At 51.8% G+C, this 17,742-nt stretch carries 16 protein-coding genes; 14 read left to right on the plus strand and 2 right to left on the minus strand.

The genetic code is table 11. The features are described from left to right. The 6 genes from ACML7B_RS05175 to ACML7B_RS05200 form a co-directional block, all read left to right on the plus strand. On the plus strand, positions 1-1,217 hold a 1,217-nt coding region (locus ACML7B_RS05175; RefSeq protein WP_418539564.1), incomplete at its 5' end, for a carbohydrate ABC transporter substrate-binding protein. Positions 1,218-1,300: 83 nt separating this feature from the next. Beyond that, the gene (locus ACML7B_RS05180; protein WP_346707570.1) at positions 1,301-2,191 is read left to right on the plus strand and encodes a sugar ABC transporter permease; all 891 of its coding nucleotides are present in this window, start codon (positions 1,301-1,303) and stop codon (positions 2,189-2,191) included. Positions 2,192-2,208: 17 nt separating this feature from the next. Next, positions 2,209-3,081: a carbohydrate ABC transporter permease gene (locus tag ACML7B_RS05185; RefSeq protein ID WP_418539565.1), complete on the plus strand. Its 873-nt coding sequence runs from the start codon at positions 2,209-2,211 to the stop codon at positions 3,079-3,081. A 12-nt stretch (positions 3,082-3,093) separates the two neighbouring features. Further along, positions 3,094-3,261 (plus strand): DUF6903 family protein, encoded by a 168-nt coding sequence (locus ACML7B_RS05190; protein WP_165697948.1) that lies wholly within the window; start codon positions 3,094-3,096, stop codon positions 3,259-3,261. Positions 3,262-3,292: 31 nt separating this feature from the next. Then, positions 3,293-5,455 carry a 1,3-beta-galactosyl-N-acetylhexosamine phosphorylase gene (gene gnpA, locus ACML7B_RS05195; protein ID WP_418539567.1) on the plus strand — a complete coding sequence of 721 codons (2,163 nt, stop codon included), beginning with the start codon at positions 3,293-3,295 and terminating at the stop codon, positions 5,453-5,455. Next, complete coding sequence (locus tag ACML7B_RS05200) at positions 5,452-6,573, plus strand: radical SAM protein (RefSeq protein WP_418539569.1); 1,122 nt, start codon at positions 5,452-5,454, stop codon at positions 6,571-6,573. The genes gnpA and ACML7B_RS05200 overlap by 4 nt, the downstream gene beginning before the upstream one ends. Positions 6,574-6,590: 17 nt before the next feature. Here the strand turns inward: ACML7B_RS05200 and ACML7B_RS05205 are convergent, their stop codons facing one another. Continuing rightward, entirely contained in the window at positions 6,591-7,451 is an 861-nt protein-coding gene (locus tag ACML7B_RS05205; RefSeq protein ID WP_346707573.1) for an AraC family transcriptional regulator, read from the minus strand. 26 nt (positions 7,452-7,477) lie between these two features. After that, positions 7,478-8,941, minus strand: coding sequence for an arylsulfatase (locus ACML7B_RS05210; protein WP_418539571.1), 1,464 nt, complete (start codon positions 8,939-8,941; stop codon positions 7,478-7,480). Positions 8,942-9,073: 132 nt separating this feature from the next. On the opposite strand from ACML7B_RS05210, the gene ACML7B_RS05215 reads away from it, so the two are divergent. From ACML7B_RS05215 to ACML7B_RS05250, 8 genes are all read left to right on the plus strand, one after another. Then, complete coding sequence (locus tag ACML7B_RS05215) at positions 9,074-9,871, plus strand: sulfite exporter TauE/SafE family protein (protein ID WP_346707575.1); 798 nt, start codon at positions 9,074-9,076, stop codon at positions 9,869-9,871. Between the two features lie 204 nt (positions 9,872-10,075). Further along, positions 10,076-10,576: a MarR family winged helix-turn-helix transcriptional regulator gene (locus ACML7B_RS05220; protein ID WP_418539573.1), complete on the plus strand. Its 501-nt coding sequence runs from the start codon at positions 10,076-10,078 to the stop codon at positions 10,574-10,576. Beyond that, complete coding sequence (locus ACML7B_RS05225; protein ID WP_418539575.1) at positions 10,542-12,281, plus strand: ABC transporter ATP-binding protein; 1,740 nt, start codon at positions 10,542-10,544, stop codon at positions 12,279-12,281. The genes ACML7B_RS05220 and ACML7B_RS05225 overlap by 35 nt, the downstream gene beginning before the upstream one ends. 24 nt (positions 12,282-12,305) lie before the next feature. Continuing rightward, on the plus strand, positions 12,306-14,198 hold the full coding sequence (locus tag ACML7B_RS05230) for an ABC transporter ATP-binding protein (protein ID WP_418539577.1): 1,893 nt from the start codon (positions 12,306-12,308) through the stop codon (positions 14,196-14,198). A 171-nt stretch (positions 14,199-14,369) separates the two neighbouring features. Beyond that, a complete protein-coding gene (locus ACML7B_RS05235; RefSeq protein WP_418539579.1) occupies positions 14,370-14,885 on the plus strand; it encodes an RNA polymerase sigma factor in 516 nt (171 codons plus the stop codon). A gap of 12 nt (positions 14,886-14,897) precedes the next feature. Then, the gene (locus ACML7B_RS05240) at positions 14,898-15,659 is read left to right on the plus strand and encodes a hypothetical protein (RefSeq protein ID WP_418539580.1); all 762 of its coding nucleotides are present in this window, start codon (positions 14,898-14,900) and stop codon (positions 15,657-15,659) included. Next, positions 15,640-16,527, plus strand: coding sequence for an ABC transporter ATP-binding protein (locus ACML7B_RS05245; protein ID WP_418539581.1), 888 nt, complete (start codon positions 15,640-15,642; stop codon positions 16,525-16,527). Before ACML7B_RS05240 ends, ACML7B_RS05245 begins: the two co-directional genes overlap by 20 nt. Continuing rightward, the gene (locus ACML7B_RS05250; RefSeq protein ID WP_418539583.1) at positions 16,514-17,701 is read left to right on the plus strand and encodes an ABC transporter permease; all 1,188 of its coding nucleotides are present in this window, start codon (positions 16,514-16,516) and stop codon (positions 17,699-17,701) included. The genes ACML7B_RS05245 and ACML7B_RS05250 overlap by 14 nt, the downstream gene beginning before the upstream one ends. Positions 17,702-17,742 lie beyond the last annotated feature (41 nt).

The following is a 17,742-nucleotide window of genomic DNA, read 5'->3' on the forward strand; positions in this document are numbered from 1 at the left end:
GAAACGGAGCTGAGATCTGGGAGAAGATCACAGCAGCTTTCGAGGAAGAGTATGATTGCGAAGTAGAACTGGAGCTTTCTTCCGAGCTTGATCAGGTTCTGACAAAAGAGATCCAGAACGGAGATGTTCCGGACGTTGTTTACTACAACCTGGGTCAGGAGAGCGGATTCACAGAGACCATGCTGAAAGAGGAAGCAGTAGCTGACATTTCAGATGTTTTCGATGATGAGCTGAAGGGCAAGATGGTAGAAGGTATCCTGGATGGTACCGCAGCTCAGCCGTATGGAGACGGCAAGATCTACCTGGCTCCTATCTTCTATACACAGACCGGTTTCTGGTACAATGCGACACTGGTTGGTGAAGGAAAAGAATACGAAGTACCGACCACATGGGATGAGTTCTTCGAACTTGGCAAGCAGGCTAAGGCAGACGGAAGAGCCCTGTTTACCTATCCTCAGCCGGGATACTTTGATGCAACCATGTATGCAATGCTGGCTCAGGCAGGCGGAACAGACTTCTACAACAACGCGCTGACCTATGATGAGAACACCTGGACTTCTGACGAAGGAAAGAAAGTTCTTGACACCATCGCAACACTGGTATCTTCTGACAACCTGTGGGCAGACACCGTATCCAATGCCAATACTGACGGCGGATTCAAGGTTAACCAGCAGGCAGTTATCGACGGCGATGCACTCTTTATGCCGAACGGAAGCTGGGTAGTTGGCGAGATGGCTAACTCCACACCGAGCGACTATGAGTGGGGCGTAATGGGAGTTCCGAAGTGGAGCGCTGACGAGTCTCAGGCTGTTTACACCTTTACAGAGCAGATGTGGATTCCGGCGGATGCACCGAACATTGACCTTGCAAAAGAATTTATCAAGTTCATGTACTCCGACACTGTTGTTGACCTTTGCCTTGCAAACAAGACAACAAACGCTGAGACCGGAGAAGAGTCCGACGCACCGATCGTAGTACCGGTTCAGGGCGCTGCAGAGAAGCTTCCGGAAGGCGTTATTAAGACAAGCTTCCAGACAGGCGACGATGTTGTTGCTGTAACAGGAACATGGGCAACCACAGCTCCGATCGAAGGTCTGGATATGAAAGGTTCCGTATACGGAGCGATCGATTCTGTCAGCACAGGCGATATGAGCGTTGACGAGTGGCAGAAGCAGCTTGTTGATGTTTGGTCACAGTGCGCAGGCGCAATGGAATAAGAAACATAAAAACTGCGAAAGCATTTGTGTGGGAAAACGGTGAGTGATCTGCTCACCGTTTTTCAAAGGAAAGGAGAAATGGTATGAATCAAAAAAAGGCGCAGGGGCGGTTCGTGTTCTGCTGTATAGCGCCGGCTGCCATTCTTGTAACACTCTTTATTTTTATTCCGACGTTCAACGTATTCAGAATGTCGCTGTACCGGATGGGCGGTATCACCAACAAAAAGGAATTTGTTGGCTTCAACAATTTTAAATCCCTGATAGGAGATGAAAATTTCCTGCAGGCTATGCAGAATACGATCGCGATCATTGTACTTGTAACACTGTTCACTATCTTTTTTGCAATTTTATTCGGCGCGATCTTACACCGCGGCAAGTTTAAAGGGAAAAACTTCTTCCGCGTTATCTTTTATATTCCGAATATTTTAAGTATCGTAGTTATCGCCGGTATTTTCGGCGCGATCTACAATCCCAGCACCGGACTTCTTAATACCTTTTTAAGAGCCATCGGGCTGGACTCTCTGGCACACCAGTGGATGGGAGATCAGAAGATCGTACTGTATTCCATCATCTTTGCGCTGGTATGGCAGGCGATCGGTTATTACATGGTTATGTATATGGCCAGTATGGCGGCGATCCCGGAGGATCTTTACGAGGCGGCAGCCCTGGACGGCTCCACCGAGATCCAGATGTTCTTCCAGGTAACGCTTCCGCTGATCTGGAGCAATATCCGGACTACCCTTACTTTCTACATCATCAGTACGATCAACTTGAGCTTCCAGTTCGTTCAGATCATGTCTGACGGCGGTCCCAACGGCCATTCGGAAGTATTCCTGAACTATATGTACAAACAGGCATATGGCGCAGGCGTATATGGCTATGGTATGGCCATTGGCGTAGTGGTATTCCTTTTCTCGTTTGTACTTGCTGCAGTTGTCAATAAGATCACAGACAGAGAAGTTCTGGAATTTTAGAAAGGAGGGCCCAAGGTATGAAAAAGCAGAATCCGGCAACGAAAGCTTTGTTCAAAGTCATCGTATATGCCGCGCTGATCGTTATGACGATCTCCATCATCATTCCTGTAGCATGGGTATTTATGGCCAGCTTCAAGCGGAATGCTGAGTTTATCGGAAAGGGGACCAATCCCTGGGCGCTGCCTGAACAGCTTCAGTGGCAGAACTATGTGACTGCGTTTGTGGATGCGGAGATGGGCAAATTCTTCCTGAACTCTGTCCTCGTAACAGCGCTGTCCCTGGTCCTTCTTCTGGCGATCGCCCTTCCGGCGGCCTATGCGCTGTCCCGGTTTGACTTTAAGGGAAAGAAAATATTAAATATTGCCTTTATGGCAGGTTTGTTTGTAAATGTTAACTATATCGTAGTACCGATCTTCCTGATGCTCTCCGGCGCAAACCGGATGCTGGGAGTGGAGTTTTTCCTGGATAACAGGTTTGTCCTGTCCCTGGTTTATGCGTCCAGCTCCTTATCGTTCTCGATCTACCTGCTGAGCGGATACTTTAAGACACTGCCCAAGGGATATGAAGAGGCGGCCTACATAGACGGATGCGGATACTTTAAGACCATGGTGAAGATCATGATCCCCATGGCAAAACCCAGTATCATCACCGTCATCCTGTTCCAGTTCCTGTCCTTCTGGAATGAGTACATCATCGCATTTACCCTGATGGACGAGAACAGTACGCTGGCTGTCGGACTGAAGAACCTGATGGCAGTGGAGAGGACAGCTACCAACTACGGTATCATGTATGCAGGTCTTGTGATCGTTATGATCCCTGTTCTGATCCTGTATGTATGCGTACAGAAACAGCTGACCAAGGGTATGACGCTTGGCGGACTGAAAGGTTAGGAGGAGAAGAGAATGAGTAATGTTGTAAGAAATGTGATCATGATCATTGTATTTTTCGTTTGTCTCGCCCTGATCTTTGTTGGACAGAAGAATATCAGCGCCACCGGCCTTTGCATGGAGCTTGCCGGGCTGGCGGGATTACTGGTCCTGTTATTCATTTACAATCGCAGATATAAGTAACGACGGAATGTAAGATTGAAAGGAGAACAATGTGAAATCACAGACTAAAGGCAGAGTTACAATTCCAACAGACGTAGATGTGGTGCCGGAGACTCTGGAACTGGTAGAACGCTGGGGCGCGGACGCCATCCGCGACTGCGACGGTACTGACTATCCGGAGGAACTCAAACATGTAGACGCAAAAGTCTACTCCACTTATTATACAACCAGAAAGGATAATGAGTGGGCCAAAGCCAATCCGGATGAGATACAGCAGATGTATATTATGACACCTTTTTATACCGCTGTGGATGAGGAGCTGTCCGTTCATCTGATGGATCATTTGTATCCCGACATGTTAAAGGTAAATGACCGGGATGACATCACAAGATGGTGGGAAGTGATCGACCGCACCACAGGAGAGGTTGTCCCGGCATCCCAGTGGACTTACGACGGAGAGACCGGAAATGTGACTATCCACGGGGCAAAAGCGTTCCACGACTATACGGTCAGCTTCCTGGCCTATATTATGTGGGATCCGGTGCATATGTACAATGCGGTGACCAACGGCTGGACCAACTTTGAGAAGCAGATCACCTTTGATGTGCGCCAGCCCAAGACCCACAAATATTCCATGGAGCGTCTGCGGAAATTTATCGCGGACAACCCACATGTGGATGTGATCCGTTATACTACCTTCTTCCATCAGTTTACCCTGATCTTCGATGAGCTTGCCCGGGAGAAATATGTGGACTGGTACGGATATTCTGCATCCGTGAGCCCCTATATCCTGGAGCAGTTTGAGAAGGAAGTGGGCTACAAGTTCCGCCCGGAATATATCATCGACCAGGGATATATGAATAATACCTATCGTATCCCGTCCAAAGAATTCCGGGATTTCCAGGATTTCCAGAGAAGAGAAGTGACGAAACTGGCCAAAGAGATGGTGGACATCACCCATGAGTGCGGCAAGGAAGCCATGATGTTCCTGGGAGACCACTGGATCGGCATGGAGCCTTTCCTGGATGAGTTTAAAAAAGTAGGACTGGACGCGGTGGTAGGAAGTGTGGGAAATGGAGCCACCTTACGTCTTATCAGCGATATTGAGGGAGTAAAATATACAGAGGGACGGCTTCTGCCGTATTTCTTCCCGGATGTGTTCCACGAGGGTGGAGATCCGGTGAAAGAGGCCAAAGTGAACTGGGTGACGGCAAGAAGAGCCATCCTTAGAAAGCCTATCGACAGGATCGGATACGGCGGTTATCTGAAGCTGGCAATGCAGTTCCCGGAATTCGTTGATTATGTGGAGAGCGTATGCCAGGAATTCCGCACCTTGTATGACAATATCAAGGGGACGACCCCGTATTGTGTCAAGAAGGTGGCTGTGCTGAACAGCTGGGGCAAGATGAGAGCCTGGGGCAACCACATGGTGCATCACGCTATCTACCATAAGCAGAACTATTCTTACGCCGGCATTATCGAGGCGTTAAGCGGCGCGCCCTTTGACGTGCAGTGGCTAAGCTTTGACGATATCCGTAAGGATCCACATGTTCTGGACGATATCGATGTGATCCTGAACGTGGGAGACGCGGACACTGCTTACTCCGGCGGAGAGAACTGGACGGATGAGACCATTATTACCGCAGTGAAGAAGTTTATCTATAACGGCGGCGGCTTCATCGGCGTAGGTGAGCCTGCGGCCCATCAGCACCAGGGGCACTTCTTCCAGCTGGCTACCGTGATGGGAGTGGAGGAAGAGAACGGATTTACCCTGAATGTGGATAAATATAACTGGGAAGAGCACGACCATTTCATCACCGAGGATTGCCAGGGAGAGATCGACTTCGGCGAGGGCAAGAAGAATATCTATGCTTACGAAGGGACCACCATCTTAAAGCAGATCGAGAAGGAAGTGCAGCTTGCGGTCAATGAGTTTGGCAGCGGGCGTACCGTATATATCAGCGGTCTTCCCTACAGCTTTGAGAACAGCAGACTGCTGTACCGTTCCATCCTGTGGGCGTCCCACGATGAGGCGGAAGTGAACAAGTGGTTCAGCACCAACTACAATGTAGAGGTGCACGCTTACGTGAAGAACGGAAAATACTGCGTGGTAAATAATACCTATGAACCGCAGAGTACTACGGTATACCGTGGCGACGGCACCAGCTTCGACCTGGATCTGGAGGCCAACGGAATCTACTGGTACGAGATATGATAGAGCTGCAGCTTTTGATCAAGCCGGTTTCTTCTGCCTGCAACCTGAATTGCAGATACTGTTTCTATAAAGACGAGGCGGCCAAACGTGCCGTCGCGGATCATGGGAAAATGAGCGAAGAGACGATGAGCGCGATCGTGGGGAAAACGCTTGCAGCAGCACAGACCTGTGTGTTCGGCTTCCAGGGGGGGGAGCCGACACTGGCAGGTCTGTCTTTTTATAAGCGGTTTACGCATCTGGTGGAGGAACAAAAGAGACCGGAGCAGAAGGTGGCTTATACCATTCAGACCAACGGGACGGAATTGGACGAGGAATGGTTTGCCTTCCTGAAGGAGAAAGATTTCCTGGTAGGCCTTTCGATGGACGGGGTGAGAAAAACCCACGATGAGAACCGGGTGGACCATAAGGAAGAAGGAACATTCTCCCAGGTTTTCCAATGTGCCCTGAAACTGGAGGAATACAGGATCCCCTTCCATGTGCTGTGCGTGCTGAATGCCCAGACGGCGCCCCGCATTGGAGCCATCTATCGGTTTTTTGGACGCAAAGGCCTGCTGCACCAGCAGTACATTCCATGTCTGGATCCTGCGGGGGAGGAGCGGGGACAGGAAGACTGGTCCCTGACGCCCCGGATGTACGGGGAAGCGCTGAAGGAGCTTTTTGACCTGTGGTTCCAGGACCGGATGGAAGGCCGGCCGGTCTATATCCGGCAGTTTGAGAATTATGTGGACATGCTCACCGGGGCCCAGCCGGAGGCCTGCAGCATGTACGGACGCTGCAGCATGCAGAATGTGATCGAGAGCGACGGGTCTGTGTACCCTTGTGATTTTTACGCCATGGATCCCTGGCTGATGGGGAATATCCGGGATCCGGAGGCGGATTTTGAGAGGTTTTTGGAGCAGGCGGCTGCCGGAGAGGGAGCCGGGGGATTTTTTGCCCGTCCGGACCAGCGGGACGCAAGGTGTCCGGATTGCCGCTGGTATCCCTTGTGCCGCGGCGGCTGCCGGAGAGATTGTTATGAGGAGAATGGGAATCTTACGAACTATTACTGTGAGGCTTACCAGGATTTCTTCGCTTACAGCATCGCCAGGCTGGAATACCTGGCGGCACGCGTTCAATGAGCAAAAGAAAAGCTGCCCTAGAGGGCAGCTTTCGAAGGATCCGGTTCATTTTCACCTGAGTTGAGTTGCCGGTATCGAACGGGCGTTATCCCGTATTTCTTCCGGAATGCCTGCGCAAAATAAGACTGGGAAGAAAAGCCTACTGAGGACGAGATGGATGAGATGGAGTAATCTGTGTCCGTCAGAAGTGTGCAGGCCGCTTCCATACGCCGGTTGTTGAGATACTGGATAGGAGACTGGCCTGTATATCTGGAAAAGGAATGGGCCATGTAGTATTTATTCATATGGGTCAGTTCCGTCAGTGTATCCAAAGTGATGTGGTCGGCGTAATTACTGTCCAGATAGTCCTTGATCTGAGCGCACTCCTTGGTCATATAAGTGGAAGAAATGGGCACCGGATTTACATGGTGGTACCGGATGATCCACAGGAGCAGGATTTCGAACAGGTTCTGGCAGATCATGTCCGAGCCATAGGATGGATGGGTCATCTCAAAGAAAATCTGAGAAAATACGGTGGCCATCAAGGCTTTGTCACTAAAATTACAGAATACCTGCACACAGGTCTGCTCTCCCTCCTTCTGGAAGGCGATGCCGTCTACACTGATCACGTAATACTCCAGGGGGATCCCTTTGATCGACTGTTCCGTGTGTTCAATATGCGGCGGTATGATCACAAGATCTCCGGTTTTGATATAGTGGGTCTCCGAATAGAAGAGGAAGTTCCCCTCCCCCCTGACTACATAGAAAAGTTCTGTAAACGGGTGGGAATGGAAAACGCTCTGCCAGTCGCCTTCATCTTTGGAATGAGAGATGGACAGAAGGTTGGCGTCCAGCTTCTCGATATCGGTGCTCTGCATGGAATATTGTCTGTGACTCATAAAAACTCCTTTGTCTGTAAATGCTATCAGTCTGCCTGGCGGAGATGGTCCATGGTCTCCGGGTAAGGACGGCCGGGGATCAGCTTCTCGCCGTCGGTAAAGCCTTCCGGTCTTCCGGTAAGGCTCTGGATCAGGCAGGAGCGCAGATAACTGACGCGTTCCCGGACTTCCGGATCGTCTATGCGGTCAGTCAGCTCGTGTGGGTCGCTTGCCAGGTCAAAGTACTGTTCCTGTCCGGTGACAGGGAACCAGATGTATTTGTCAGTTTCGGTGACGATCCAGTGGTTGGAGAACTCCCCGTAGGAATGTTCTCCGTGGAGCCAGGGCCGCACGGTCTCTTCCGGGTCCCGGGCCAGGGGAAGAAGGTCATATCCGTCCACCGTATCCGGGATCGGCGCGCCTGCCAGGGACAGTAAGGTGGGCATCACATCCCGCAGTTCCACTACGCTGTGGCAGGTGGAAGCAGGGGTGATGTGAAGGCCGGTGTTCTTCCCGGCGGTGAGGAAGAAGGGAACCCGGCAGCTCCCCTCGTAAGGCCGGGACTTACGGAACATATGGTGATCGCACAGCTCTTCGCCGTGATCGGCGGTGAAGAGGATGACGGTGTCGTCGTAGACTTCCTGCTCAATGAGGGCCATGATAAGCCTTCCGATCTGGTGATCCAGATGGGTGATGCAGGCGTAGTAGCCGATCTGGGCCTGCCGGATCAGTTCTGGATCAATGGGTCCTGTCTTGGAGTCGAAGATACGGCCGTCCCGCCTGAGGAACTGATCGGTCTCCCAGGAGCCAACGAAGGGTTTGCGCAGATCCTTGTCCTTGTAGAGGTCGAAGTAATACTGAGGCGCGTCCAGAGGCGGATGGGGCCGCAGGTAGGAGGCCATCAGGAAGAAGGGCTGGTCCGGGTCTCTTCGCCGGAGGAAATCCAGGCACCGGTCCGTCACCCAGTTGGTGGGATGATATTTCTCCTCATGGGTCCAGGGGCGGGCCACCCAGCTGTTGCAGTCGATGCCTGTATCCGTCACGTCGGCGTCGGCGCCCAGCTCCTGGCGGAGCCAGTGGAAGTAGTCGTCCGCTACAAACTGTGACTCCCGGTAAGGAACATGGCCGTAGCGGGCGGAGTGGAGATAGCCGTCGTGAAGGTCCACATTGTGGAAGCCCAGGTAGTTCCGCAGGGGATGGACGTGCATCTTGCCCACGCACTGGGTATAGTATCCGGCTTTGGCGAGTTCGCCTGCCATGGTGTGGGGGTATCTCCAGGGTACATTGTCCTCATAGCCTACCCGGCCGTGATGGCTCTGCTCCATGCCGGTGTGCAGGGCTGCCCTGGCAGCGATGCAGCTTGGGCAGGCGCTGTAGGCCCGGTCGAAATTCACGCCCCGGGAAGCCAGGGTGTCAAGGTAGGGGGTCTTCACATCCGGGTGTCCCGCGTATCCCAGGGCATCAGCCCGGAGCTGATCCGTCATCAGTAAAATAATATTTGGCTGTTTCATAATAACTCCTTTATTGTTATAATATTGCTGTGAATCTTTTAGAAATCGTTACTTTGTCTTAACAATAATACAATTGGAGTGGAAAAGCAAGCGAATCCAGGGAAAATATAAGAAAGAAGAGGTTGAGAAATTATGGTTATGGTTTTGGTATTTTTCGCGGTCAGCATTCTGTCTTCCACTGCCGGCTCCATCTGCGGGATCGGAGGCGGCGTGATCATCAAGCCGGTGCTGGATGCGCTGGGAGTCATGAGCGTGAGCAGTATCAGCTTTCTGTCCGGCTGCACGGTACTTGCCATGTCTGTGGTGTCCGTCTATAAGAACCTGCGTTCCGGAACTGCCCGGATGGATCTTAAGATCGCCACATCACTGGCCATCGGGGCTGCGGCAGGCGGCGTGGCCGGCAAAGCCATGTTCCAGTCTCTGAAGGAAGCGGTGGGAGACGAGAACCTGGTGGGGATGACCCAGGCGCTGGTGCTGATCGCCATTACCCTGGCCACTCTTTTTTATACCATATATAAAGAAAAGATCCACACCAGGAAATGCGACCAGATCTGGCTGTGCGTCCTGATCGGCCTGCTTCTTGGGATCATGTCCAGTTTCCTTGGCATCGGCGGAGGTCCCATCAACCTGATGGTGCTGGGATACTTCTTCTCCATGAGCACCAAGGAAGCGGCCTTAAGTTCCCTCTATATCATCCTGTTCTCCCAGATCACCAGCCTGGTGCAGACCTGCGCCACCGGGAATATCCCCCACATGAAGCTGTCCTACCTGGCAGTGATGATCGTGGGCGGGATCCTGGGAGGGACCATCGGCAGCAGGATCAACAAGAAGATCAGCGAAAAAGGGGTGGACAAGCTGTTCATCTTCCTGATGGCGGTGATCGTCCTGATCAATATCTACAATGCGGTGAAGTTTTCCGGCATTTTGTAACAGAAAGAAAGGAAGCCTGCGGGCTTCTTTTTTCTGTGCCATTGTTTCAGGCAGATCTATAAACAATATTTATAGAAGATAAGAAATTTGAATTTCACATTTTCCGGATTCAGAGATAAAATCATCTATGGTAAATGATTCGCCGCAGAACAGTTTGACGGCGAACCATTAAACAGAAGAATCTACAGGAGGTGTTGATGGAAAATGACGGGGGATATTCAGGCGGAAGATCTGATCCTGCTGATCCGTAAGCTCAATCTGGATCTGACGTCGCAGCTGGAATCTGTTCTCCGGTATAAAGGCATGAGCGGTTTCCAGGTTTATTTCATGGTGTATTTCTTGAGACATCACCGGGAAGGGACTTATCTTACCGAGTTGTGTCATGAGACCGGAGTCTCCAAATCAGCGCTCTCCGGTTTGATCAAGAAGCTGCGGAACGCAGGGTATCTTTCTTTTCAGGAGGACCCGCAGGATATCCGCAGGAAAGAGCTGTTCCCGACGCCCAAACTGCTGGAGGAGGGCAAGGAGTTCTTAAGGAAGGCGGACGAGATGGAGAATGCTTTCTGTGGGGCGCTGAAACCCGGGGAGCGAAGGCGGCTCTGGGGGATCCTGAAGCGTCTTGCGGACGCAGGGGAGGGAACGATCAAAGAAGACAGGAGGTTATCTTACAGTGAGAAAAGTTATACAACAGCTGGGAATTTATAAGAAGGACACCTATCGGTGTATCGGTCTTACCGCCCTGGAAGTGATCATGGAGATCCTGATGCCGTTTATTACGGCGATCATTATCGACCAGGGGCTGGAGGCCAAGGACCTTGGGGTTGTGTACCGGTTTGGCGGGATGATGGTAGTGATGGCGTTCTTAAGCCTGACATTCGGCGGACTGGCAGGAAAGGATGCGGCAAGCGCGGCCTCCGGGCTGGCGGCCAACTTAAGGGAGGCCATCTACGCCAATATCCAGACCTTTTCCTTTTCCAATATTGACAAATTCAGCGTGCCAAGTCTGGTGACCCGTATGACCACAGATATTACCAACGTGCAGAACGCGTTCATGATGGTGATCCGTGTGGCGGTGCGGGCGCCGCTGAACCTGATCTTCAGTTTCACCATGTGCCTGATCATCAGCCCCCACTTGAGCGGAATGTTCCTGATCGCGGTGGTCTTCCTGGTGATCGTGATCGGAGCTATCATGGTAGTAACGCTTAAGATTTTCCGGGAAGTGTTCCGCAGGTACGATGACCTGAACGCCAGCGTACAGGAAAATGTCACCGCCATCCGGGTGGTAAAGGCATTTGTCCGGGAGGAGCATGAGAATGAGAAGTTTGCAAGGGCTTCCAAAATGCTTCGGGACCTTTCGGTGAAAGCGGAGAGCCTGCTGGCTTTCAATGCGCCGGCTATGATGGTGGCAGTTTATTTCTGTATCATCTCTGTATCCTGGCTGGGAGCGAAGTTTATTGTAGGTGGTTCTCTTACCACCGGTGACCTGACCAGTCTGTTCAGTTATATTATGTCGCTGCTTATGAGCCTGATGATGCTCTCCATGGTGATCGTTATGATCAGTATGTCCATGGCCAGTATCCGACGGATCGGCGAAGTCCTGGATGAGAAGCCGGACCTGACCGACCCGGAGGATCCGGTGATGGAAGTGGCCGACGGGCAGATTGATTTCAACCATGTGAATTTCTCCTACAAACATGGCAGCGGCAAGAATGCGCTGACGGATATCGATCTTCATATTAAGAGCGGAGAGACCATCGGCGTCATCGGCGGCACCGGTTCCGGAAAGAGCAGTCTGGTGAACCTGATCTGCCGGCTCTACGATGTGGACGAAGGTTCCGTCTGTGTGGGCGGCGTGGATGTGCGCCGGTATGACACCGAGGTCCTGCGTGACCAGGTATCTGTAGTGCTTCAGAAGAACACCCTCTTCTCCGGAACCATCCTTGACAACCTGCGCTGGGGCAATCCAAAGGCCACTAAGGAAGAATGTATCGAGGCCTGCAAGGCGGCCTGCGCCGATGAGTTCATCGACCGGATGCCCAAGGGGTATGAGACCTGGATCGAAAGGGGCGGCTCCAACGTCTCCGGCGGTCAGAAGCAGCGGCTGTGTATCGCAAGGGCTCTGTTGAAGAAGCCTAAGGTTCTGATCCTGGACGATTCCACCAGCGCTGTGGACACGGCTACAGACGCCAGCATCCGGGCGGCCTTCGCCCGGGAGATCCCGGGAACTACCAAGATCATCATCGCCCAGCGTGTCTCCAGCGTGCAGTCCGCAGACCGGATCCTGGTGCTGGACGACGGACGGATCGACGCCTTTGACACCCATGAGAACCTGCTGGAACACAACGCCATCTACCAGGAGATCTTCAATTCACAGATCGAGGGCGGCGGCGACTTCGACCAGCCGGCATAGAGAAGGAAGGAGGAGAACTGATCTATGAACGAAAAGAAGAGAAGACCCAGAGTAGCTTCCGCCTCCAGACTGGTGGGCCGGGTCATCGGATATATGCTTCACTATTATAAATACCTGTTCCTGCTGGTGATCGCCTGCATTCTCATCAATGCGGTGGCCACCGTGGTGGGAGCCACCTTTCCCCAGAAGCTGGTGGATAATTATATCATGCCTATGCTGAACACAGGCTCTGATGATTTCAGCAGCCTGGCAAGAGACCTGTTCCAGCTGGCAGGGATCATGGCCATCGGTGTGGTGGCTGCGTTTACCTACAACCGGATCATGGTCAATGTAAGCCAGGGAACCATGCTCCATCTCAGGGACGACCTGTTTGCCCGGATGGAAGCCCTTCCCATCAAATATTTTGACACCCACGCCCACGGCGATATCATGTCGGTATACACCAACGATGTGGATACCCTGCGGCAGCTGTTGAGCCAGAGTATTCCTCAGATCATCAACTCGCTGATCTCCATGACGGCTACGCTGGTGACCATGCTGATCCTGAACCCGGCTCTGACGGTGATCTCCATCCTGACGGCCGTGGTGATGCTCCTGGTGACCTCCAACTTCTCCAAGCTGTCCGGAAAATACTTTATCCGTCAGCAGATCGACCTTGGCGCGGTGGACGGATTTATCGAAGAGATGATGGACGGCCAGAAGGTGGTGAAGGTATTCTGCCATGAGGAGAAGGCAATGGAGGACTTCCACAAGGTAAATGAGAAGCTGCGTGACAGCGCCAACAAGGCCAACCGGTACGCCAACCTGTTGATGCCCATCAACGCCAATATCGGCTGGATCAGCTATGCCCTGGTGGCCATCGTAGGCGCGATCCTTGGGATCAACGGACTGGCAGGGGTGACCATCGGTACGGTGGTAACCTTCGTGGGCCTGAACAAGAGCTTTACCAACCCCATCACCCAGGTGAGCCAGCAGATCAACTTCGTGGTCAACGCGGCGGCAGGCGCCCAGAGAGTCTTCGACCTGATGGATCAGGAGCCGGAGGTGGACGAAGGCTATGTGGAGCTGGTGAACGCAACAGAAGACGAGAACGGCAATCTCACCGAGTCCAGTACCCGCACCAACCTGTGGGCCTGGAAACATCCTCATAAGGCAGAGGGGACGGTTACCTATACGAAACTGGAAGGCGGCGTGGTCTTCGATGATGTAGACTTCGGCTACACGGACGAGAAGATCGTGCTCCACAATATCAGCCTCTGGGCGAAGCCGGGACAGAAGATCGCTTTCGTCGGGGCTACCGGAGCCGGCAAGACCACCATCACCAACCTGATCAACCGGTTCTATGACATCGCCGACGGTAAGATCCGCTACGACGGGATCAACATCAATAAGATCAAGAAGCCGGATCTGCGGCGGTCTCTTGGCATGGTGCTCCAGGATACCCACCTGTTCACCGGAACAGTGATGGACAATATCCGCTACGGCAAGCTGGACGCCACCGATGAGGAGTGTATCAACGCGGCGAAGCTGGCCAACGCGGACGGATTCATCCGCAGGCTTCCCGACGGCTATGATACTATGCTGACCGGGGACGGCGCCAACTTAAGCCAGGGCCAGCGGCAGCTTCTGGCCATCGCCCGGGCGGCGGTTGCCGATCCGCCGGCGCTGATCCTGGACGAGGCTACATCCTCTATCGATACCCGTACTGAGAAACTGGTGCAGGCAGGCATGGACGCCCTGATGGCAGGGCGGACCACTTTTGTCATCGCCCACCGGCTGTCTACCGTCAAGAACTCCAATTGTATCATGGTCATGGAGCAGGGACGGATCATCGAGCGGGGAACCCACGACGAACTGATCGCGGAGAAAGGAAAATACTATCAGCTGTATACCGGGAATTTCGCGGCGCAGGGATAGAAAAGAGACAGGAAAGAAAAACGAAGAAAGAGTGAGGAAAAATCCTCACTCTTTCTTCATTTTTTCTTGCGTGGATTTTAATTTGCGGGGAGTACCATAATAGGACTATCTTTTTTCCTACCTGGATCGTTATTTAAGATAGAAGGTCATAAGAGGAAAGGAAACAGTTCCATGGATTTGGATTTCTTACTGATCAGAAGAATGAAGTCGGGCGAGGAAGAGGCCTTTGACATTTTTGTCCGCAAGTACTATCAGGATGTGCTGGCTTACTGCAGTTATCACTGTATGGATCAATGGTATGCCGCCGACCTGACCCAGGAAACGTTCATCCGTTTTTTTACAGCTCTTTCTTCTTACCGGCACAAGGAAAAAGTAAAGAATTATCTCTATACCATTGCCCACAATCTGTGCGTAGATTATGTCAGAAAGGCAAGGGACGTCCCTGTCCCGGAAGAAGAGCTGACCGGGCAAAAGGAAGGGGAAGAACAGCCTGCGGACAAGGTCCTGGATGGGATCATCCTCGGGTCGGCGCTGGAGAAACTGCCGGAAGAGTTCAAAGAAGTCATTCTCCTTTACTATTTTGAAGGACTGAAGATACAAGAGATATCGGAAGAGCTTGGGATAACCGTCCCGCTGGTGAAATACCGGCTCAGACAGGCGAAGCGCCTGCTGAAAGAACTGTTATAGGGAGGTGTGAGTATGTGGTTCAAAGAGAAGAATCTGGCTTACAGAAAAATAATACCTGTGGAAATACAGGAAGAGAAGGTACAGGAAACTATCCGGAAGTCGAAAGAGGCATTTTTCCTGTCAGAGCAGAAGCGTTTGCTGTCCTTCCATGAATTTATATGGTCGCAGTTTAGACTGATCAAATACAGATGGTGGGTATGCCAGCTGGCTGTGCTGTTCCTGCTGTGGACCATTCTGGTGTCGGTACAGGAGGATTACTATATTCAGAGGAGCATGGGGATCATCGCGTCCTTGTTTGTGATCCTTATCATGCCCGAGATGTGGAAGAACCGGATGTATCAGAGCATGGAGATTGAATCTTCCACCTATTACTCCCTCCGCAGGATCTATGCCGCGCGGATGATCCTGTTTGGAGCGGCGGACACCTTATTTCTCACGTTGTTCATCGGGTTGACGGTGTCCTTTCTGGACGTTGCCATAACGGATCTTCTGATCCAGTTCCTTTTCCCCATGACCATTACCGCCTGTGTCTGCTTCCGCGCGTTATCCAGTAAACAGATCAATGAGGCGGGGGCGGTTACGTTGTGCGTCCTGTGGAGCGCCATCTGGCTTCTGGTCATCTTAAATGAAGCCATTTACCGATGGATCACAGTCCCTGTCTGGATCGGGTTGCTGGCGGCTGCGCTGCTTTATCTGGGGATTGCTGTATATAGGGTGTTAAAAAGCTGTTTTATGTATTGGGAGGTGTCTGCAGATGGAATTAAGACTCGATGATCTGACAAAAAGATTCCATGATTTTACGGCGGTAGATCATGTCAGCCTTACGATGACAAATGGAGTCTACGGGCTGCTTGGAGTGAACGGGGCGGGGAAAACCACGTTAATGCGAATGCTCTGTACACTTATGAAGCCCACGGAGGGAAGGATTACTTATCAGGGGAAAGACATATTTAAGCTGGACAGCGAATATCGGAAATTATTGGGGTATCTGCCCCAGGAATTTGGGTTTTATCCGGAATTTACGGTGAAAGATTATCTGCTTTATATCGCTTCCATAAAAGGCCTGCGGCCGATGGTGGCGAAAAAAAGGACGAATCTTCTGCTCTCCCAGGTGGGTCTTGCGAATGCCAAGAACAAGAAAATGAAGAATCTGTCCGGAGGGATGAAGCGCCGCGCGGGGATCGCCCAGGCCATGTTAAATAATCCCAAAATACTGATTCTTGACGAACCGACGGCCGGGCTTGACCCCAATGAACGAATCCGCTTCCGCAATCTGATCAGCGAGCTGTCGGAGGAACGGCTGGTCCTGTTATCCACACATATTGTCTCAGACATCGAGTATATCGCCAATGAAATCTGGCTGATGAAAGACGGAAGGATCCTGGAGCAGGGATCCGTGGACCAGGTGATCGATGCCATGCCGGAAATGGTATGGATCTGTCATGTGGAAAAGCAGATGGTAGGTCCGCTGATGAGTCAGTATAAGATCTCAAATATGAAGACAGAGGGTGGAAAGGCAGAACTGCGGATCATTTCTTCCAGGAAGCCGCTCCCGGAAGCGACTCCGGTACAGCCTACACTGGAAGATGTGTTTTTGCACTATTTTGGAGAGAAGGCAGGTGGCGACCATGATAAGATTTGAAATCCTGAAAATATTTTCCAAGGCCAGAAATAAAGTAGCGCTGCTGGTTTTGCTGGCGGTCCTTGTGGCCGTGTCCATGCTGACCATTGACCAGGTAGAATATGTGGATGAAAACCAGAACCATATAACGGGGATCACGGCCGCAAGGGCCCTCAGGGAAGAGAAAAATAAATGGAAAGGATATCTGACAGAAGATGTTTTTCGGGAGGTTTACCGGGAAAAGCACCGGATCTACGCAGAAGAAGGGGAGGAGGAAGCGTATTATGAATGTCAGGGTCTGTGGGGAGTCGCGGATCTGATCAACAGCGCAAACAGTCCCTGGCGCAAATACGATTACTTCGCGATCGATAATATTACGGAAGAGGAAGCAGCTGCCGTCTATGAGAAGCGGATCGCCAATCTGAAGGAATATCTGGATTTCGGCGGGGAGTATTATACGGACAAAGAAAAAGAGTACCTGATCGCCCAATATCAGGATCTGGACACGCCCCTTTACTATGAATATTTTGACGGGTGGAGCGCTCTGCAGCAGAGTCTCCCTACGTTTCTTATGATCCTGGCGCTGGTTGCAGGGTTCTTCCTGTCGGGGATGTTTTCCGAGGAATTTCAGACAAAAGCAGACGCCGTCTTTTTCTCCACAAAACTGGGGAGAAATAAAGCGGTCCGGGCGAAGATCGGCGCAGGATTTCTGGTCTCTACGGTGTTATACGTTGTATTTACCCTTTTGTACACTGCCATTGTACTTTTTGTCCTTGGCCCGGACGGGGCAAATTGTCCGATCCAGCTGGACTTCTGGAGGAGCAGCTATAATATTACCATACTGGAAGGGTACCTTATGATCGTGGCGGGCGGATATGTGGGTATGCTGTTCACTTCCGGGATGGCCATATTGGTCTCTGTGCTGACCCGCTCGACAGTGATCGCCGCGCTTGTACCCGTTTTCATCATTTGTTTCCTTCCCTTTTTGAGCAGGATTGTCCCGCTGGCGACGGTCTTTTCCTTCTTCCCGGACAAACTGTTTAATATCTATGACGGACTTCGCAACTTTAGCCTTACAAAGATCGGCGGGCAGGTTATGAATATTTCGAGTGTTATCCTGCCGCTGTACTTTGTAGTGGCGCTGCTTCTGATCCCGCTGGTCTACCGGCTGTACAGGAAGGCGGAGATAAAATAATGGGCAGATACAGGAAAAGACGCAAAGGAAGACATATAAGA

Origin of the sequence: Massilistercora timonensis (assembly GCF_048354975.1) — a bacterium.
Classification (GTDB): Bacteria; Bacillota; Clostridia; order Lachnospirales; family Lachnospiraceae; genus Massilistercora; species Massilistercora timonensis.